Raw genomic sequence first — 16698 nt, forward strand, 5'->3', positions numbered from 1 at the left:
GGAGGTCATGTCCGTGCCCAAGCTGCGCAGCACCGCCGCCGTGTTCACCACGATGTCGGCGCTCGCCGCGACCTCGGTCCTCACCGGCCCGTCGGTCGCCGAGCCGTTCTCGACGGCCCCCTGCGCCCTGCACCGCACCGAGGCCCACCACTCCGAGGGGGTGGACGGCTGGAACCCCGCCTACACCCGGCCGACCGGCGCGCTCGACGCCGTGATGGTGTTCCTCTCCTTCCCGGACGCGGCCCCGCGCACCACCCCCGCCCAGCTGACCGCCGACCACTTCCCGGCCACCAGCCGCTTCTACGAGCAGGCCTCCTACGGCAGGTTCACCCTGCGCCCGCACCCGCTGAAGCACTGGCTGCGCATGCCGCGCCCGTCGACGTCGTACGCCATGCGGCGGGACTGGAGCGCCGAGGACCGGGCCGCCTACCTGCGGGACGCGTTCGCCGTGGCCGACAAGGAGGTCGACTTCTCGCGCTACCCGGTCGTGTACCTGATCGCCGATCCGGACGCGCCCGGCGTGGACTCGGACGCCACGAAGGTGGTGAACCTCGAAACACCCCTGCACCTGGACGACACCGACATCCACCGGGTCGTCACGGTGTTCGAGCACCATCCGCCGGACCGGCTGGTTCTCGCCCATGAGACCGGCCACGTCTTCGACCTGCCCGACCTGTACCACCGTCCGGTCGACGGCAAGGGCGACTGGGACACCTACGTCGGCGACTGGGACCTGATGGGCAGCCAGTTCGGACTGTCGCCGGACCTGTTCGGCTGGCACAAGTGGCGGCTGGGCTGGCTGGGGCCGCGCCAGGTGGTGTGCGTGCGCGGGGCCACTCCGACCCGGCTCACCCTGGAACCCCTCGCGGCCGGGCGGGGCGTCACGGTGCCGGGCGCGGGCGGCACCCCCGCCTTCGGCCTCGGCGACGGCGTCAAGCTGGCCGTCGTGCGCACCGGCCCGGACAGCGCCCTCGCCTTCGAGGCGCGCGGTGCGGCCGGCAACGACCGGATGTCCTGCCGGCAGGGGATCCTGGTCTACCGGGTGCACGGCGGCGCGGAGTCCGGCGACGGCCCGGTCCAGGTCGTGGACGCCCACCCGCGCACCGACGCCTGCTGGGAGAACTCGGTCTACCCGCCGCTCGCCGACGCGCCGGTCTTCCTCGGGGAGAGCTTCACCGTGCCCGGGGAGGGCGTGAAGGTGGAGGCGGAGGGCCGGACGGCCTCGGGGGCGTGGACGGTGAAGATCACGCCGGGCGTCGAGGACTGAGGATGGGGCGCCCCGCGCAGCCGCATACGTATACGAAAACGGCGGGCCTGATTCTTTCGAACCGGACCCGCCGTTTCCTTCGCGTGCGCCGCCAGGGACTCGAACCCCGGACCCGCTGATTAAGAGTCAGCTGCTCTAACCAACTGAGCTAGCGGCGCCTGCTGACGTCGTAGACATTAGCATCCTGGTCGGCGGGAGGAAAAATCGAAATCCGTACCGCCGCCCGGGCGGCGCGCACCGCCGCCCACAGCAGCACCTCGGGGCCGGGCAGCCAGGGGTGCCGGGTGTCCGGGGCGACCAGCCAGCGCGCGGAGCCGGAGGCGTCGCCGCAGGTCAGAGGCGGTACGGTCACCGCGTCGCCGACGCCGTGGCACAGCAGCGGCGGCACCGCCTGCGCCCGCTGCGACCCCCACTCCTCCCAGTCCAGCAGCGAGGGCAGCCGCTGGGCCGTGCCCGGGGCGGCGAACAGCAGCATCCGACCCCGGAACACCGCGACCGGGCCCGATCCCGCGCCCTCGTCCCACAGCCGGTCCAGCATGCGGCGTCCGAAGACCGCGGGGACGCTCACCACGTCGAAGACGGTGCCGCAGGCCAGGACGACCGGGGCGTCCGGGCGCTCCTCCCACAGGGCGAGGGTGCTCCGGGAGTGTGTTCCCGCCGAGGCGAGCCAGGCGACGCCGGCGGAGCTGACACAGGTGACGTTCGGTGCGCTGGTCATGTACTACATGTACTGGCTGTGAGCGGGCCGTTCTTCTGGGTTGCCGAAAACCGGGACAGGAGGGGTGGAGGAGGAGTATCTTGCCCGCCTGGCATATGCCGACCGGGTGTTACAGCGGATCGGCGGACGTGCGTCCGTCCGGCTCGCCGCGCATCAGGTCCCGCCCGAACTCGACCATCTTCTTCGCGTAGTCCTCGGTCCACTCCGCCCGCTCGGCGATGTCCGCCGGGGTCAGCCGGTCGAACCGGCGCGGGTCGGCGAGCTGGGCCGCCGCGATGGCCTGGAACTCCACGGCCCGGTCGGCGGCCGCGCGGAACGCCTGGGTCAGCTCCGTCGCCCGGGCCAGCAGCGCCCGCGGATCCTCGATCGACTCCAGGTCGAAGAAGTGCTCCGGATCCCCGGCCGCCTCCGCCGGCTCGAAGAGCAGGGGCGCGGGGCGTAGCCGCGGTTCGTTCCGACGCGGCGTGGGCTCCGCCATGTCTCGTCTCCTCCTCGTACGGTTCACCGGCACCGCCTTCGGGTGGGCCACCGTCCATTGTCCCGCGCCCACGCAAGGGCACCGGCGTCGAGGAGGAGACCCGGGTTACACCTGCACCAACGGCTCCCGGGTGAAGAGGCTGCCCAGCGACGGTGCGTTCACCCGGCGGTCGGTGAGCCGCAGGGCCTCCCACACCGTGACCTGGTTGGCGGTGAGCACGGGCTTGGACAGGGCCTTCTCCAGCAGGGCGAGGTGCGCGGCGGTGTGCAGGGCGGTGTCCGGCAGCAGCACGGCCTGGGCGTCGGCGGAGTCGGCCGCGCGGGCCAGCGTGAGCACCTCCTCCTCCCCCCAGGTGGCGGCCTCCGCCGCGGTGACGATCCCGGAGGCGCACAGTCCGGTCACCTCCAGGCCGCCGGCCCGCAGGAAGTCCGCGAAGAGCGCGGCCACGTCGTCCGGGTAGGTGGCGCCGACGGCGACCCGTCGTGCGCCGATCTCCCGGGCCGCGTGCACGAAGGCGAAGGACGTCGACGAGGCCGGCGTCCCGGCCAGCCGGGCCAGGGTCCGCACCTGTTCCTGGGCGCCCTCCCAGCCGTGTACGAAGCTGCCGCCGGTGCACGCCCACACCGCCGTCTCGGCCCCGGCCAGCCGCAGCTCCTCCACACCCTCGGCGAGCCGGGCGGCGGAGCCCACCGCGCGCAGCGCGTCCACCCGGCGGGCGTCCTCGCCGACGTCGGTGTGGCTCAGCTCCACCCGGATGTCGCTGCCCAGGAGCTGCTCGATGCGTGGATAGTCGTCCTCGGCGGAGTGGCCCGGGTAGAGGAATCCGAGTGCGGTCATGTCCAGCCTTCCTGCTGTTCTTCGGGCAGTACGGGCCGTGCGCGGGCAGCCGCGTTCGGCAGCGCCCGGCAGGGCTCCACGGCTCGGGTACCCAGCCGGCGCGGCGCAGCCCACCTGGTGACCTGGTTGGCCGAGACGGGGCCTGCGCGGCTCCGTCCTCCAGCCGGGGGACGACGTCGTGGGCCGGGTGCCCGGTGCAGGAGAGGAGCAGGGCGCCGGCCGGGCCCGGGCGGGCGGCGCGCCGCGGCGAGCCATGGCGGCACCGGCCTCACGCTCGGAGAGCAGGGGGCAACGGATCGTGGGCCCGCCCGTGTTGACGAAGGTGGGTTCGGGTGCGAGCGTGGTCGATCCGCGCACGTCAGACGCCGGGAGCCGCCCCGTATGACGCCGACCGTCCCCACCGTGCTGGTCCTCGACGCCGATCCCCCGCCCCGGCTCGGCCGCCTCACCGGGCGCGCCCGGATCGTCCACACGGACGCGGCGCACCTGGCCGAGCGGCTGCCCGCCGCGGACGTGCTGCTGGTGTGGGACTTCACCTCGCACGCGGTGCGCGGGGCGTGGCCCGGGGACGGTCCCCGGCCGCGCTGGGTGCACACGGCGAGCGCGGGCGTGGACCATCTGATGTGCCCGGAGCTGGCCGCGTCGGACACGGTGGTGACGAACGCGCGCGGGATCTTCGACGAGCCGATCGCCGAGTACGTGGCGGCCCTGGTGCTGGCGGTCGCCAAGGACCTGCCGCGCACGCTGGAGCACCAGCGGGAGCGGACCTGGCGGCACCGGGAGACGCGGCGGGTGGCGGGCACCCGTGCGTGCGTGGTCGGCTCGGGTCCGATCGGCCGGGCGATCGTCCGGACGCTGAAGGCCCTCGGGGTGACGACGGCGCTGGTCGGGCGGGTGCCGCGGACCGGCATCCACGGACCGGACGACCTGGACCGGCTGGTCTCCCGCGCGGACTGGGTGATCGCGGCGGCCCCGCTGACCGAGCAGACGTACCGCATGTTCGACGCCCGCCGGTTCGGCGTGATGCAGCCCTCGGCGTTCTTCGTGAACGTCGGCCGGGGTGACCTGGTCGACGAGGAGGCCCTCGCCCGGGCGCTGAGCCGGCGCTGGATCGCGGGCGCGGCGCTCGACGTGTTCGCCGCCGAACCGCTGCCCGAGGACAGCCCGCTGTGGGAGCTGCCGGGGCTGATCGTGTCCCCGCACATGAGCGGCGACACGATCGGCTGGCGGGATGAACTCGGTGCGCAGTTCGTGGAGTTGTACGAGCGGTGGGCGGCGGGCAGCTCCCTGCCGAACGTGGTCGACAAGAGGCGCGGTTACGTGCCCGGCCACTGAGGGCCCGAGAGGTGAAGGAGACCGCCGGGGACCGGGGTGGCCGTCGGGTTCTCCGGTGGGGGTTCCGTGGAGGCGCAGGGCGGGAAGAGGGCCTGGATCGCGTCGCGCGCGTACTCGGCGGGAGGGGCCTCGCCGGGTACGCGCCCGGGTCTGTCCCACTGCCGCGCAGGTCAGGGCCGCTCGGTCGGTCGAAAGGCGTGCCGTGCGGTGGCGGTTCCCGCCGGTCGGCGGGACGGTGACGCACCGTTCGGCCGGGAAAACCGGGGCGCATGGCCCGGATGCGCTTGGGTAGCCGCGCCGCCATGGCTCCACCACGTGGCAACGACGTACACATGATCCGGCCGGAACACAGACACACCCGGCGCTCGGTGCTGGCGGGCCTCGCCGCGTTCGGCGCGCTGGGCGCGGCGGGCTGCACCCGGGTGGCGTCGGCGTCCGGCAAGGGCGGCGGCGATCTGCTGGAGCGGCTGCGCGCGCTGGGTGTCGTACGGCTGGGGATCGCCGGGGAGATCCCCTTCGGGTACATCGACCGGGACGGGAAGCTCACCGGGGAGGCGCCCGAGCTGGCGAAGGCGGTCTTCAAGCGGCTCGGCGTGGACCGGGTGCAGCCGGTGCCGACCGAGTTCGGCTCGCTGATCCCGGGGCTGAAGTCGCAGCAGTTCGACGTGGTGGCCGCGGGGATGTACGTCACTCCGGACCGCTGCGAGCAGGTCATCTTCGCCGATCCGGACTATCGGATGCCGGACGCCTTCATCGTCCCCAAGGGCAACCCGCTGGGCCTGCGCACGTACGCGGACGCGCTGCGGCGGCACGCCAAGGTGGCCACCGGGAGCGGGTACGCGCAGATCCAGCACGCGGTGGAGGCGGGCTACGAGGAGAACGACCTCGTCATCGTCCCGGACCAGGTCGCGGGGCTGAACGCGGTGGAGTCCGGGCGGGTCGACCTGTTCGCGGCCACGGCCGTCACCGCCCGGCTCGTCGCCCGGGACTCCGCCGGGGCCGAGTCGACCGAGCCGTTCGTCGCGCTCGTCGACGGCAGGCCGAAGGCGGACGGCGGGGCGTTCGCGTTCCGGCCGACCGAAACCCGGCTGCGGGACGCCTTCAACGCCGAGCTGCACAAGCTGCGCCGCAGCGGGGAGCTGTACCGGATCGTCCGGCCCTTCGGTTTCACCAGGGCCGAGATGACGACCCTGACCGCCGAGGAGCTGTGCGGCCGATGACTGCGGGACTCTGGGAACTCGTCCTCCAAGGGACGACCACCACGTTGCAGTTGCTGGTGTACAGCGCGCTGCTCACCCTCGTGGTCGCCTTCGTCGTCGGTGCCGCGCGCACGCACCGCTCGCGCCTGGCCCGCTTCCTCGCGGCCTGCTACACCGAGGTGTTCCGCGGCATCTCGGCGCTGGTGATGATCTTCTGGGTGTTCTTCGTGCTGCCGGTCGCCTTCGGCTGGCAGCTGGTGCCGATGTGGGCGGGCACGCTCGCGCTGGGCCTGACCTACGGCGCGTACGGCGCGGAGATCGTGCGCGGCGCCCTGGCCGCGGTGGACCCGGCCCAGCGGGAGGGCGGGATCGCGCTCGGCTTCTCGCCCTGGCAGCGGCTGCGGCTGGTCCTGCTGCCGCAGGCGGTGCCGGAGATGATCCCGTCCTTCTCCAACCTGCTGGTCGAGCTGCTCAAGGGCACCGCGCTGGTGTCCATCACGGGCATGGGCGACCTGGCCTTCAGCGGCAACCTGGTCCGCCTGGCGCTCCAGCAGAGCGGCCGGATCTACGCGTACCTGCTGCTGATCTATTTCGTGATCGCGTTCCTGCTCACCCGCGGGATGCGGGTGCTGGAGCGCCGGCTGAAGGCGGAGGTGGCCCGATGAGCTGGGACTGGGGAGCCGTCGCCGACTTCCTGCCGTACTTCGTCAGCGGCCTGGTCGTCACCCTGGAGGCGCTGGCCCTGGGATCGCTGATCTCCTTCGCGCTGGGCCTGGTGTGGACCCTGCTGCTGCGCACGCCGACCCGGTGGGTGCGCTGGCCGGTGGGCGTCCTCACGGAGTTCGTGCGGGACACCCCGCTGCTGGTGCAGCTGTTCTTCCTGTTCTACGTGCTGCCGGAGGCGGGCCTGACCCTGTCTCCGCTGACCACCGGGGTCATCGGCCTGGGGCTGCACTACTCGACGTACACGATGCAGGTCTACCGGGCCGGCATCGAGGCGGTGCCGCCGGGTCAGTGGGAGGCCGCGACGGCGCTCAGCCTGCCGGTGCGGCGCACCTGGGCGGCGGTGATCCTGCCGCAGGCGGTCCGCCGGGTGGTGCCGCCGCTCGGCAACTACGTCATCGCGATGCTGAAGGACACGCCGATGCTGATGACGATCGGCGTGCTGGAGATGCTGGGCCGGGCGCGGCTCGTCTCCCAGCAGCACTTCCAGTTCACCGAGCCCCTGACGGTGATCGGCATCGCCTTCGTCGTCGTCTCGTACCTGGCCTCCCTTTGTCTGCGCACCCTGGAGCGACGCCTTGTCCGTTGAGACCCGCAAGCAGCCGGCCGTGACCGGCACCCTGCCGACCGAGCTGATCCGTCTGGAGGGCGTGACCAAGCGGTTCGGGGACAACACCGTCCTCGACGGCCTGGACCTGTCCGTGGACACGGGCCGGCACGTCACCCTGATCGGCCCCTCCGGCTCCGGCAAGACCACGATCCTGAGACTGCTGATGACCCTCGCCCAGCCGGACGAGGGCACGATCACCGTCGACGGGCAGCGGCTGTTCCCGGCGCCGGAGAGGCAGGTCCGGGAGGTCCGCAAGAAGATCGGGATGGTCTTCCAGCAGTTCAACCTGTTCCCGAACATGTCGGTGCTGCGCAACCTCACCGAGGCGCCGGTCCGGGTGCTGGGCCTGTCGAAGGACGAGGCCGAGGCGCGGGCCCGGGAGCTGCTGGACCTGGTGGGCCTGGCCGACAAGTGCGACGCGAAGCCGACCCGGCTCTCCGGCGGGCAGCAGCAGCGGGTGGCGATCGCCCGGGCGCTGGCGATGCGGCCGCGGGTGCTGCTGCTGGACGAGGTGACCTCCGCGCTCGACCCGGAGCTGGTGGCGGGCGTGCTCGACCTGCTCCGGGACATCGCGCGCAGCACCGACATCACGATGCTGTGCGTGACCCACGAGATGGGTTTCGCGCGGGACATCTCCGATCAGGTGCTGATGTTCGACGCGGGCCGGGTCATCGAGTCGGGGCCGCCGGAGCAGATCTTCGGCGACCCGGAGCAGCGGCGCACCCGGGAGTTCATCAGCGCGGTCCTGTGAGGACGCGGGGGCGGGAAGAGCCGAGGTCCACCGACTGGGTCTTGACTCTGGCATATGCCAGAGGATCTCCGCCCCAGTTGGGAGCAGGGGTGCGCCCGGACAATCTCGCCAACACCCTCTCGCCGGTGGCCCTTTCACGGCTATCGTGGAGACGATCCGCCGACCCGGATCGCGGCCGAGGGGGACCGACATGAGGATCGAGCCGACCGCCCCGTACCACTCCGCCCAGGACGCGCTGCGCGTGCTGGAGACCGTGGCCCGGCACTCCGCCGGCGTCACCGACACCGAGCTGGCCCGCCGCACCGGCCTCGGCGCCGAGCGGCTCACCGCCCTGCTGCGGATGCTGCGCCGCGAGGGGTACGTCGAGCAGATCACCGACGGCGCGTACGTCACCGGCGACACCCTGCGCCGGCTCACCTCGGCGCACGACCGGGAGCGGGCCCTGCGCGACAAGCTCCAGCACACCCTGGACCGGCTGCGCGACTCGGTCGGCGCGGCGGTCTACCTCAGCCGGTATCTCGACGGCGAGGTCCGCGTCACCCAGTACGCCGCCGGGCCGGGCACCCCGGCGGTCAACGAGTGGGTGGACTTCCGCTGCTCCGCCCACGCCACCGCCGTCGGCAAGAGCCTGCTGACCCAGCTGGACCACAACGCCCGCCGCGACCACCTCTCCCGGTACAGGATGGCCCGCCTGACCTCGCGGACGATCACCAGTGACAAGCTGCTGCTGTCCCGGCTGGAGTCGCAGCCGCCGACGGTGCCGGTGCTGGACCTCCAGGAGTACGCGGTCGGCACGGTCTGCGCCGCGGTGCCGCTCACCGCGGGGTCCTCGGTGGGCTGCCTGGCTGTGTCGCTCCCGGTGGAGCACGCGCACCGGCTGAAGCAGGCGGCGCAGACCCTGAACCGGAACGCGGCTCCCGTGGTCCTGTCGCTGACGATCTAGATCGGCCGTGGTCACGAGCACCCCTCGGGACCAGGTAGTATTTTCTTCGTCGCCGGCCGCGGAAGGAAAAATCCGAGGCGGGCGGGAGTCATGCGCCGCTAGCTCAGTTGGTTAGAGCAGCTGACTCTTAATCAGCGGGTCCGGGGTTCGAGTCCCTGGCGGCGCACCTGATCGAAGGGCCCCTCGTGGAAGCGAGGGGCCCTTCGGCGTCCTCGGCGGTCAGTCTCCGGTACGGCTCCTCCCCCGGGGCCGCCACCACACCGGATCCGCGCACGCGCAGCCCTCCCGCCGCAGCCGGGCCCTGCTCGATCTTGTTCGTCGCCGTCACCGGCATCCGCCTCGTGGTGGGTCAGCTCCCGGTCCTCGCACCACAAGCCCCCCGGCCGGTGGTCACCCCAGCCCGCCGCGACCAGCGCGGCGACCGTCGGCGGCTCCATGGCGGCGGACGGTAGCCGACGACGCGTCGGACGTGGAGGGCTACGGCATCATGCCGGCGGACTCGGAGAACATCATGTGGGCCACGACGATGAAGCCGACGCAGAAGGAGCCGGCCACGCCGAGGAGGACCAGTCCGACGCCGGTGCCGACGGCGAGCCTGCCGCGCGCCGGGGGCAGCGCGGTGGCCCGCTGGGGAAGCTCCGGCAGGTAGCGCACGGTCACGAAGTCGCCCTCCAGGACGGTGGCGGGCCCGTTCTCCTCCTCGAAGCGGACCGTCCGCCCCTCGCGGGTGGTGAACTCGTAGACGTGGTGCACGGTCGTGTGCACGGAGGTGTCCCCGCCGCCCCCGCTGGTCGTCGTGAACATCCTCAGACAGCGCGCCTCGGCGGTGAGGCCGTGCGTCCACGTCCTGCTGATCCGCCGCGCCCGGCGGATCAGCAGGTAGGCGGCGTACGCGAAGCCCGCGAGCATGAGGGTGGGGACGGCGTAGAAGAGCGACTCGAACATGAGGTTCCCCCGAGGAAGGTCCGCCGCTCCCGGTCGAGCGGTGTGGCGGGAACCTACCCGGCACGTGGGGCGCCCGGCCTCAAGGGAACCTCAGTTTCCGCCCCGTACCCGAACGGGGATCAGAAGGTGACGTCCGAGCAGGCGTAGAACGCGTTGCCCGTGTCGGCGATCGTCCACACCGCGAGGATGACGTGGTGCCCGCTCAGCCCGCTCGGCAGGGTGCCGCTGTGGCTGAGGGTGGCCGGCGGGCGCTGGCCGTTGTAGGGCACCGTCAGGAACGGGGTGAGGTTGAGGTCCGAGCGGGTGAGGTTGTGGTTCTGGTTCCAGCCCGGCTTGGTGATGTAGTACTTGAAGTCCGTCGTCGCGTGCATGGCGGTGAACTGCCAGCGGAACGTGTACGACTGACCACCCGTCACCCTGGTGGTGGGCCAGGCCGCGCCGGACGGCGTCCTCGGCGAGCTGAGCGGGGCGAACTGGCCCAGGCCCGCGTTGCATATCTGGCCGTCGGCCGGTCCGGCCGCCGGGAAGCCCTTGGGGCCCTCGACGCTCTGCGGCTCCCACTGGATCTGGCCGCAGTTGGCGACGGTGCCGTTCTGGCAGAGCTTCTGCCTGCTGATGGGGAGGTCGGTGTAGCCGTGCCCGCTGGCGCCGCCGGTGGAGAGCGCGAAGGCTCCGGCGGTGACCGCGCCCAGCACGACCGCGGACAACTTGGTCTTGGTGCGCATGCTGCCGCTCCTGGGGAACGTGGGGAGTTCGGTGAGCCGTGCAGATTAGGTCTAGACCAAGTCACAGATTATTGCCACTAGTTGAACATGTCCATACCAATCGCGGACCTCTGTGCGTCCGCCTCTACACCGGCTCACCGCGCCCGGAGCAGAACGCCACCGTCAGGTCACGGACCAGCACCTTGCGTTCGTAGTCGTCCAGTTCGACCAGACCGCGCATGGTCAGCCGGGTCACCGTGTCCTCCACCGAGTCCACCACCGAGCTGAGCATGCTGGCCCGCTGCCGGGCGTCCAGCGCGGCGATCCGGCGCCGGTGCATCGCGGGCGCCACCTCGGGGGCGTAGTCCACCCGGACCGGCTGCACCGAGAACACCTCCACACCGACCGGCGCGGTCTCCGTCGCCACCAGCCGGGTCAGCGCGTCCCCGGCCGCCGTCGTCCCGCCCCGTGTCCCGCCCGCCGGCTCCACCGGCACCCGGGCCAGCGCCGCCTCCACGCACTCGCGCAGATAGGTCTCGTGGTCGTCGATGCCGAGCAGGGCCCGCGCGGTGTCCCGCACCCGCCACACCACCAGCACCACCACCCGCAGCGCCACCCCGTCGGGATCCGTCGCCGGCATCGCCTCGCTGCGCCAGTGCCGCAGCCGCACGTCCATCCGGCGGCGCAGCACCAGCGGGTTCACCCACAGCAGCCCGGTGCGCCGGACGGTCCCCCGGTACCGCCCGAACAGCCCCAGCACCCAGGCCCGTCCGGCCCGTCCCCGGGCCAGCCCGCCGAAGCCGAACGCCCCCAGCATCCCGGCCCCGGCGTACGCGGCCCAGTGCGCGAGACCCAGACCGGCACCCGTGGACGCCGGCAGCCGCAGCGCCTCGGTGGCCAGCGGCGGCAGCAGCCCCGCCCACCAGGTGGTGGCCAGGCAGCCGGTGACCCCGCAGGCGCCGGCGAGCACCCCGGCCGCGCCGGGCAGCACCCGCGCCGGGCGTTCCGCCAGCTCCGGGTCGGCCTCCGGCAGCGGGCGTCTGCGCACCGGCACCGGGCGGCGCAGGCGCGGCTGTTCGCCGGTGCCCTGCCGGCGGGCCACCACGGCCGGCCGGAGCGGCACCTTCACCGGGTCGGGGTCGTCCCGGAAGAGCAGGTGGACGGGGATCTCGGTGGTCGCCTCGTTCTGGATCAGACGGGCCGGCCGGATGCCGGGGCCGGCGGCCCCGCCGTCCGACTGCCCCTCGGACTCGGGCGGCGTGTGGGATGCGGTCGTACTCATGCGTGCTCCAGCCTCCGCGCCAGACGCGTCATGAAAAGGGGGGTGGGATGGGGGTGGGGTGCCTGGTCAGGCGAACAGGCGGCGCCAGGTCTCCGGTCCGGGGTAGCCGTCCGCCGCGCCGCCGCGCCAGCCCTGGGCGCGCTGGAAGGCCTCGACGGCCCGCCGGTCCGCCTCGCCCCAGTGCGGACCGGGACCGAGGCCGTAGAACCGGCCGAATCCCTTCTTCACCAGCTGGGCGCCGAGCCGGGTGACGTGGTCGTTGCTCCGGCCCGGCCGGAAGTAGTGCCGGCCGGGATAGCCGGGGACCCCGTGCGAGGCGGGTCCGGTGGCTTCGACGTCCTTGCCCCGGCCGGTGGTCAGCAGTTCCCAGGTGCGCCGGTCGGGGATCCCGTCGGCGTCGGCGCCCGTCCAGCCCTGGGCGAGCTGGAACGCCCGGGTGGCGCGCCGGTCGGCCTCGCCCCAGACCGGTCCCGGGCTCTCGGTGTAGAAGGAGCGTGCGCCCCTGGCGGTCAGCATCTCGCCGAGCAGGGTGACGTACTTGTTGCGGGCGCCGGGACCGAAGTAGGCCGCGCCCGGGTAGGCCGCCACCGCCCTGGCGCCGGGTGCCGGCGCGGCGGCGGTCGCGGCCTTGGTCAGGCCCTTGTAGCGGTAGGGGACGTATTTGTCGGTGTTGTTCCAGTAGGGGTAGGGCGTGGTCTGGCGGCGGGCGTGCGGGGGCGTCTGCTCGTAGACCGTGTAGTAGGTGTGCGTGTGGTCCGTCCAGCCGCCGAAGATCACGACGTGGGAGCCCTTCTCGGGGTTGTCGGGGTTGTGGTACAGCAGGATGTCGCCGGGTTGCAGCTCCTCCTTGGTGATCTTGACGCCGAACTGGCCGAGGCTGCCGGTCCACTCGTTGTTGGGCAGCCCCCAGGCCATGGAGACGTAGCCGGAGCAGTCCTGCCGGTAGCCGTCGGACCAGAAGGCGTACATGCTGTACGGCACCTGTGCGGCGACCCAGGTCTTGGCCCGGTTGATGATCGTGGTCCGGTTGGTGGCGGGGAGCGGGTCGGCCGGGGCGCCCGCGGGCTTGCCCGGCCGGCCGTGCAGCGGGGCCTTGGTGCCCTGCGGGGTGTCGGGTTCGCCGTCGCCGGGCAGGGCCTGGCGGTGCGGGGAGTGGTCGGGGGTGAGGGCGGCGGCCGGCGGGACCGCGCCGAGGGCGGCGGAGGCGGCGGCCACGACCACCACTCCGCGGGCCATCGGATGACCGCGACCGGGCAGGGGACGGGGGACCGGCCGCTCATGGGCGCAGCCGGGACAGTCGCAGCCGCCCGCCGGGTCGATGTCCTCGAACACGGGAGCGGTCATGCGATCTGCCTCACATTCGGGGGTGGTTTGTCCGCGAGTGTGCACGTTGATCAGTTTCCCAACTGGGCACAGAACGCGCATTTTGACGGTCCGAATGATGTACGCGACCCTCCGGACGGCGGCCACACCCCCTCCCGGTGGTCCGGAGCACCCCCGGAGGTCGGGTAGAGTTTTCTCCGTCAGCAGGCGCCGCTAGCTCAGTTGGTTAGAGCAGCTGACTCTTAATCAGCGGGTCCGGGGTTCGAGTCCCTGGCGGCGCACCGACCGGAAAGCCCCTCGCGGAAGCGGGGGGCTTTCCGTATGCCCTCCGCCCGAATGGCCGGATACCCTCTCGCCATGGCAGCCCGGGACCTTCAGGAGCGGATCAAGAAGCTGATCGTGGACCAGCGGCTGCCCTCGGGCGCCCCGCTGCCCACCGAGCCGGAACTGATGCGGCTCCTCGGGGCGAGCCGGAACTCGGTGCGCGAGGCGCTGAAGGCGCTCCAGGCCATGGGGATCGTGGAGATCCGGCACGGGTTCGGGACGTACGTCGGCTCGATGTCGTTCGCGCCGATGATCGAGGGGCTGGCCTTCCGGACCGTCGCCGGCCACTACCGCGGCGAGGACTCCCTGCTCCAGCTGCTGGAACTGCGCGAGGCCGTCGAGACCGGGCTGGTGTCCCGGCTGGCCGGGCGGCTGCCGGAGGCGGACCTCGTGGCGCTGGAGGCGCTCGTGGACCGCATGGAACGGGAGGCCGCCGAGGGGACCGGGCTCGCCGAGACCGACCGTGCCTTTCACGCCACCCTCTACCGGGGGCTGGACAACGTGCTGCTCGGCGAGGTGCTGGAGGCCTTCTGGGACGCCTTCCACCGGGTGCAGCAGGACCTCGTGGAGGTCGCACAGGATCCGCGGGTCACCTGCCGCCAGCACCGCGAGATCCTCGACGCGGTGCGCTCCGGCGACTCCCTGCGGGCCGAACGGGCCATACGCGACCACTTCGGCAACCTCCGCACCCGCCTGTCCCCGGTGGCGGCGGCCAACGGGTGAGGGGCGGGGGGCGGCCTTCGGCCGGGCGTGCGGGACTGTGGGCCTCGCGGCCGGGTGGCTTTCGGCCGGGTGCGCAGGGGGTGCGCGCCTCGCACGGGCTCAACCGGTGGTCCGGGTGAGGTACGCCGAGACGACCACGTTCGCCGTGTAGCTGCCGTTCGCCCGGTCGAAGGTGCCGCCGCAGGTGATCAGGCGCAGCTCGGCGCGGCCGGGGACGCGGGGCCCGTAGGCCTCGCGGGCGTCGAAGGTGTCACGGGGCAGTACGCGGACGTCGTCCACGGTGAAATCGGCGACCTTGCCGTCCGCGCGGAAGACCCGGACCGTTCCGCCGGGCTTGAGGGTGCTGAGCCGGTAGAAGACGGCCGGCCGGGTCTTGGTGTCGACGTGCCCGACCAGCAGGGCCGCGCCGGCCGCGCCCGGCTTGGGACCGGCGCCGTACCAGCCGACGACACCGGGCTGGTCGTACGGCGGCGGGTCGACCGCGCCACGGGCGTCCAGACCGCGGACCACCACCGGGGCCTGGACGCCCAGCCGGGGAATGTCGACGCGCTGGGGCACCGCCTCGGCCAGGGGTTTCGCCGGGCGCGGCAGCCGGGCCGGATCGGCGTCCCGGCCGAGGGCGAGGACGTCGCCGGTGGCCGGGCCGTCCGTGCCCCCGGGCACGTCCGTCACGCCGCGCCCCCACAGCCACAGCCCGCACAGCAGCAGCGTCCAGGCCAGGGCGGTGACGAGCCGCCCCGAACCGGTGGTGTGCCCCTCGTCGTCGGACATGGCGCGGCTCAGCGGGGACCGCGGCTCCGGCGGGCGCGCAGCCCGGCGGCGACCGCGGCGATCCCGGCGAGCGCGAGGCCGGTCACCGCCTGCAGGGTGTCGGGGCCGGAGCCGCTGGTGGCCACCGTGGCGAAGTGCGCGGTGCCGCCGCCGCCCGCGGGGACCGGGGCGATGGGCGAGGCCGTGCCGGCGGGGGGTTCGAGGGACTCTTCCGCCCGGCCGGTGCCGCCCGCCTCCGTGACCCTGATCATGCCGGTGCGCACGGAGCCGGCGCAGCTGACCTTCACGGTGTAGGCGCCGGGCGTCAGGGCGGAGCGGACCCGGGTCTCGCCGGTGAGGCTGCCCTGGGCGCCGGTCAGCTGGGCGTCGCTGACGAAGGCGGAGGAGGCGGCGGTGCCCTGCTCGCCGGCGCAGCCGCTGACCCGCAGGGTGACGTCGTCGCCCGGCGCCGGGACGGCGGGGGTCACGCCGACCGAGCCGCCGTCCGCCGCGTGGGCCACCGGCGGAAACGCGGCGGACGTGACTGCGAGGATTCCGGTACAGACAGTGAGGCGTAGTGAGCCCATCGTGAACCTCCAGTTATCTGGAGACTCCCCCGGGCAGGGCGCCCCCGCATCCTCGGGGGGCGCCCTGTTGCTCCGGACGGGTGACGCCGGGTTTCGGCCGGGCCGGATCGGAGGGGCCGGCTCAGACCAGGTCGACCAGGTCGGCGATGGAGTCGACCACCTGGGAGGGACGGAACGGGTAACGGTCCACGTTCTTCGGCTGGGTCACCCCGCTCAGCACCAGGAACGTGCGCATCCCGGCCTCCAGGCCCGCGAGCACGTCGGTGTCCATGCGGTCGCCGATCATCGCGGAGGTCTCGGAGTGGGCGCCGATCGCGTTCAGCCCGGCCCGCATCATCAGGGGGTTCGGCTTGCCGACGAAGTACGGCTTCTTGCCGGTCGCCGCGGTGATCAGGGCGGCGACCGAGCCGGTGGCGGGCAGGTCGCCCTCGATGGACGGGCCGACGTTGTCGGGGTTGGTGGCGATGAACCGGGCGCCGTTGTTGATGAGCCGGACGGCCTTGGTCAGGGCCTCGAAGGAGTACGTGCGGGTCTCGCCGAGGATCACGAAGTCGGGGTCGTGGTCGGTGAGGATGTAGCCGATGTCGTGCAGGGCGGTGGTCAGGCCCGCCTCGCCGATGACGTAGGCGGTGCCGCCGGGCCGCTGGTCGTCCAGGAACTGGGCGGTGGCCAGGGCCGAGGTCCAGATGTTCTCCACCGGCACGTCCAGACCCATCCGGCGCAGCCGGGCATGCAGGTCGCGGGCGGTGTAGATGGAATTGTTGGTGAGCACCAGGAAGGGGCGGCCGGACTCGCGCAGTTTCTTCAGGAAGGCGTCGGCGCCGGGGATCGGGACACCCTCGTGGATCAGGACGCCGTCCATGTCGGTGAGCCATGACTCGATGGGCTTGCGGTCTGCCATGCTGTGCGTCTCCTGCGTACGTACGGGCGGGAAGCGGGGGCGCCGGAACCACGGCGTGCCGACGCCCCCAGCCTAGTCAGGAGGGGCCGATCCCGACCCCGCCGATCACCCGCTCTCCGGCGGGCGGGACATGGCGCCGGGCGGAGCACCGGGGTGGCACCGGCGGCGGCGACGTGGGCGGCGGAGTCCCGATCGAAGCCGACGTCAAGCCGGGGTACCCGCGCGACGACGGTCTACGTGCCCCCGACCGGTCCGCTCGTCATCGCCGAGCAGCGCCCACCGCGGGTGCCACACCGGC

18 protein-coding genes, 3 tRNA genes and 2 pseudogenes are annotated in these 16698 nt (G+C 72.9%); 10 read left to right on the plus strand and 13 right to left on the minus strand.

Going from position 1 to position 16698, the window contains the following annotated elements:
• Window positions 1-7 precede the first annotated feature (7 nt).
• A complete protein-coding gene (locus S1361_RS15420; protein ID WP_208032425.1) occupies window positions 8-1267 on the plus strand; it encodes a M6 family metalloprotease domain-containing protein in 1260 nt (419 codons plus the stop codon).
• An 84-nt stretch (window positions 1268-1351) separates the two neighbouring features.
• Here the strand turns inward: S1361_RS15420 and S1361_RS15425 are convergent.
• The 4 genes from S1361_RS15425 to S1361_RS15440 form a co-directional block, all read right to left on the minus strand.
• Window positions 1352-1425 (minus strand) — tRNA-Lys (locus S1361_RS15425).
• Window positions 1416-1985: a bifunctional DNA primase/polymerase gene (locus S1361_RS15430; protein ID WP_208032426.1), complete on the minus strand. Its 570-nt coding sequence runs from the start codon at window positions 1983-1985 to the stop codon at window positions 1416-1418. The genes S1361_RS15425 and S1361_RS15430 overlap by 10 nt, the downstream gene beginning before the upstream one ends.
• Before the next feature lie 109 nt (window positions 1986-2094).
• Window positions 2095-2463, minus strand: coding sequence for a hypothetical protein (locus S1361_RS15435; protein WP_208032427.1), 369 nt, complete (start codon window positions 2461-2463; stop codon window positions 2095-2097).
• A gap of 105 nt (window positions 2464-2568) precedes the next feature.
• Window positions 2569-3300 (minus strand): maleate cis-trans isomerase family protein, encoded by a 732-nt coding sequence (locus S1361_RS15440; RefSeq protein ID WP_208032428.1) that lies wholly within the window; start codon window positions 3298-3300, stop codon window positions 2569-2571.
• A 381-nt stretch (window positions 3301-3681) separates the two neighbouring features.
• Between S1361_RS15440 and S1361_RS15445 the strand changes: the two genes are divergently transcribed.
• Window positions 3682-4635: a D-2-hydroxyacid dehydrogenase gene (locus S1361_RS15445; protein ID WP_208032429.1), complete on the plus strand. Its 954-nt coding sequence runs from the start codon at window positions 3682-3684 to the stop codon at window positions 4633-4635.
• Here the strand turns inward: S1361_RS15445 and S1361_RS40320 are convergent.
• A pseudogene (locus S1361_RS40320) lies at window positions 4617-4745 on the minus strand (DUF3830 family protein); the annotation flags it as partial. The gene S1361_RS15445 and the pseudogene S1361_RS40320 overlap by 19 nt on opposite strands.
• 192 nt (window positions 4746-4937) lie before the next feature.
• On the opposite strand from S1361_RS40320, the gene ehuB reads away from it, so the two are divergent.
• The 6 genes from ehuB (at window position 4938) to S1361_RS15480 (ending at window position 9027) form a co-directional block, all read left to right on the plus strand.
• Complete coding sequence (gene ehuB / locus S1361_RS15455; RefSeq protein WP_425086624.1) at window positions 4938-5855, plus strand: ectoine/hydroxyectoine ABC transporter substrate-binding protein EhuB; 918 nt, start codon at window positions 4938-4940, stop codon at window positions 5853-5855.
• Window positions 5852-6499 carry an ectoine/hydroxyectoine ABC transporter permease subunit EhuC gene (gene ehuC / locus S1361_RS15460; protein WP_208032430.1) on the plus strand — a complete coding sequence of 216 codons (648 nt, stop codon included), beginning with the start codon at window positions 5852-5854 and terminating at the stop codon, window positions 6497-6499. The genes ehuB and ehuC overlap by 4 nt, the downstream gene beginning before the upstream one ends.
• On the plus strand, window positions 6496-7146 hold the full coding sequence (gene ehuD, locus S1361_RS15465; RefSeq protein ID WP_208032431.1) for an ectoine/hydroxyectoine ABC transporter permease subunit EhuD: 651 nt from the start codon (window positions 6496-6498) through the stop codon (window positions 7144-7146). The genes ehuC and ehuD overlap by 4 nt, the downstream gene beginning before the upstream one ends.
• Window positions 7136-7918, plus strand: coding sequence for an ectoine/hydroxyectoine ABC transporter ATP-binding protein EhuA (gene ehuA, locus S1361_RS15470; RefSeq protein ID WP_208032432.1), 783 nt, complete (start codon window positions 7136-7138; stop codon window positions 7916-7918). Before ehuD ends, ehuA begins: the two co-directional genes overlap by 11 nt.
• A gap of 190 nt (window positions 7919-8108) precedes the next feature.
• Window positions 8109-8861 carry an IclR family transcriptional regulator gene (locus S1361_RS15475; RefSeq protein WP_208032433.1) on the plus strand — a complete coding sequence of 251 codons (753 nt, stop codon included), beginning with the start codon at window positions 8109-8111 and terminating at the stop codon, window positions 8859-8861.
• Window positions 8862-8953: 92 nt separating this feature from the next.
• Window positions 8954-9027: transfer RNA gene (locus tag S1361_RS15480), tRNA-Lys, on the plus strand.
• Here the strand turns inward: S1361_RS15480 and S1361_RS39215 are convergent.
• From S1361_RS39215 to S1361_RS15500, 5 genes and pseudogenes are all read right to left on the minus strand, one after another.
• Window positions 8993-9198: pseudogene (locus tag S1361_RS39215) on the minus strand (acyl-CoA synthetase); the annotation flags it as partial. The gene S1361_RS15480 and the pseudogene S1361_RS39215 sit on opposite strands and share 35 nt — an antisense overlap.
• A 140-nt stretch (window positions 9199-9338) precedes the next feature.
• Complete coding sequence (locus tag S1361_RS15485) at window positions 9339-9806, minus strand: DUF3592 domain-containing protein (protein ID WP_208032434.1); 468 nt, start codon at window positions 9804-9806, stop codon at window positions 9339-9341.
• A 119-nt stretch (window positions 9807-9925) separates the two neighbouring features.
• Window positions 9926-10531, minus strand: coding sequence for a lytic polysaccharide monooxygenase auxiliary activity family 9 protein (locus S1361_RS15490; protein WP_208032435.1), 606 nt, complete (start codon window positions 10529-10531; stop codon window positions 9926-9928).
• Window positions 10532-10655: 124 nt separating this feature from the next.
• The gene (locus S1361_RS15495) at window positions 10656-11792 is read right to left on the minus strand and encodes an SPFH domain-containing protein (protein ID WP_208032436.1); all 1137 of its coding nucleotides are present in this window, start codon (window positions 11790-11792) and stop codon (window positions 10656-10658) included.
• A 66-nt stretch (window positions 11793-11858) separates the two neighbouring features.
• Entirely contained in the window at window positions 11859-13136 is a 1278-nt protein-coding gene (locus S1361_RS15500) for a peptidoglycan-binding protein (RefSeq protein WP_208032437.1), read from the minus strand.
• A 186-nt stretch (window positions 13137-13322) separates the two neighbouring features.
• Between S1361_RS15500 and S1361_RS15505 the strand changes: the two genes are divergently transcribed.
• A tRNA-Lys gene (locus tag S1361_RS15505) sits at window positions 13323-13396 on the plus strand.
• Window positions 13397-13472: 76 nt separating this feature from the next.
• Complete coding sequence (locus tag S1361_RS15510; protein ID WP_208032438.1) at window positions 13473-14162, plus strand: FadR/GntR family transcriptional regulator; 690 nt, start codon at window positions 13473-13475, stop codon at window positions 14160-14162.
• Window positions 14163-14261: 99 nt separating this feature from the next.
• Here S1361_RS15510 and S1361_RS15515 read toward each other — a convergent pair whose 3' ends face one another.
• The 3 genes from S1361_RS15515 to S1361_RS15525 all read right to left on the minus strand — a co-directional run bounded on the left by S1361_RS15515 (window position 14262) and on the right by S1361_RS15525 (window position 16400).
• Window positions 14262-14933 carry a class F sortase gene (locus tag S1361_RS15515; RefSeq protein WP_208032439.1) on the minus strand — a complete coding sequence of 224 codons (672 nt, stop codon included), beginning with the start codon at window positions 14931-14933 and terminating at the stop codon, window positions 14262-14264.
• A gap of 8 nt (window positions 14934-14941) precedes the next feature.
• Complete coding sequence (locus S1361_RS15520; protein WP_208032440.1) at window positions 14942-15499, minus strand: hypothetical protein; 558 nt, start codon at window positions 15497-15499, stop codon at window positions 14942-14944.
• A gap of 121 nt (window positions 15500-15620) precedes the next feature.
• On the minus strand, window positions 15621-16400 hold the full coding sequence (locus tag S1361_RS15525; RefSeq protein WP_208032441.1) for an HAD-IIA family hydrolase: 780 nt from the start codon (window positions 16398-16400) through the stop codon (window positions 15621-15623).
• Between the last annotated feature and the right edge of the window lie 298 nt (window positions 16401-16698).

The organism is Streptomyces cyanogenus (genome assembly GCF_017526105.1).
GTDB classification, from domain to species: domain Bacteria; phylum Actinomycetota; class Actinomycetes; order Streptomycetales; family Streptomycetaceae; genus Streptomyces; species Streptomyces cyanogenus.

What these genes read in the sequence shown, in the direction of transcription:
- S1361_RS15420 (WP_208032425.1), top strand. Translation starts at nt 8, where the DNA reads ATGTCCGTGCCCAAGCTGCGCAGCACCGCCGCCGTGTTCACCACGATG.
- S1361_RS15430 (WP_208032426.1), bottom strand. Translation starts at nt 1,985, where the DNA reads ATGACCAGCGCACCGAACGTCACCTGTGTCAGCTCCGCCGGCGTCGCC.
- S1361_RS15435 (WP_208032427.1), bottom strand. Translation starts at nt 2,463, where the DNA reads ATGGCGGAGCCCACGCCGCGTCGGAACGAACCGCGGCTACGCCCCGCG.
- S1361_RS15440 (WP_208032428.1), bottom strand. Translation starts at nt 3,300, where the DNA reads ATGACCGCACTCGGATTCCTCTACCCGGGCCACTCCGCCGAGGACGAC.
- S1361_RS15445 (WP_208032429.1), top strand. Translation starts at nt 3,682, where the DNA reads ATGACGCCGACCGTCCCCACCGTGCTGGTCCTCGACGCCGATCCCCCG.
- ehuB (WP_425086624.1), top strand. Translation starts at nt 4,938, where the DNA reads ATGGCTCCACCACGTGGCAACGACGTACACATGATCCGGCCGGAACAC.
- ehuC (WP_208032430.1), top strand. Translation starts at nt 5,852, where the DNA reads ATGACTGCGGGACTCTGGGAACTCGTCCTCCAAGGGACGACCACCACG.
- ehuD (WP_208032431.1), top strand. Translation starts at nt 6,496, where the DNA reads ATGAGCTGGGACTGGGGAGCCGTCGCCGACTTCCTGCCGTACTTCGTC.
- S1361_RS15475 (WP_208032433.1), top strand. Translation starts at nt 8,109, where the DNA reads ATGAGGATCGAGCCGACCGCCCCGTACCACTCCGCCCAGGACGCGCTG.
- S1361_RS15485 (WP_208032434.1), bottom strand. Translation starts at nt 9,806, where the DNA reads ATGTTCGAGTCGCTCTTCTACGCCGTCCCCACCCTCATGCTCGCGGGC.
- S1361_RS15490 (WP_208032435.1), bottom strand. Translation starts at nt 10,531, where the DNA reads ATGCGCACCAAGACCAAGTTGTCCGCGGTCGTGCTGGGCGCGGTCACC.
- S1361_RS15495 (WP_208032436.1), bottom strand. Translation starts at nt 11,792, where the DNA reads ATGAGTACGACCGCATCCCACACGCCGCCCGAGTCCGAGGGGCAGTCG.
- S1361_RS15500 (WP_208032437.1), bottom strand. Translation starts at nt 13,136, where the DNA reads ATGACCGCTCCCGTGTTCGAGGACATCGACCCGGCGGGCGGCTGCGAC.
- S1361_RS15510 (WP_208032438.1), top strand. Translation starts at nt 13,473, where the DNA reads ATGGCAGCCCGGGACCTTCAGGAGCGGATCAAGAAGCTGATCGTGGAC.
- S1361_RS15515 (WP_208032439.1), bottom strand. Translation starts at nt 14,933, where the DNA reads ATGTCCGACGACGAGGGGCACACCACCGGTTCGGGGCGGCTCGTCACC.
- S1361_RS15520 (WP_208032440.1), bottom strand. Translation starts at nt 15,499, where the DNA reads ATGGGCTCACTACGCCTCACTGTCTGTACCGGAATCCTCGCAGTCACG.
- S1361_RS15525 (WP_208032441.1), bottom strand. Translation starts at nt 16,400, where the DNA reads ATGGCAGACCGCAAGCCCATCGAGTCATGGCTCACCGACATGGACGGC.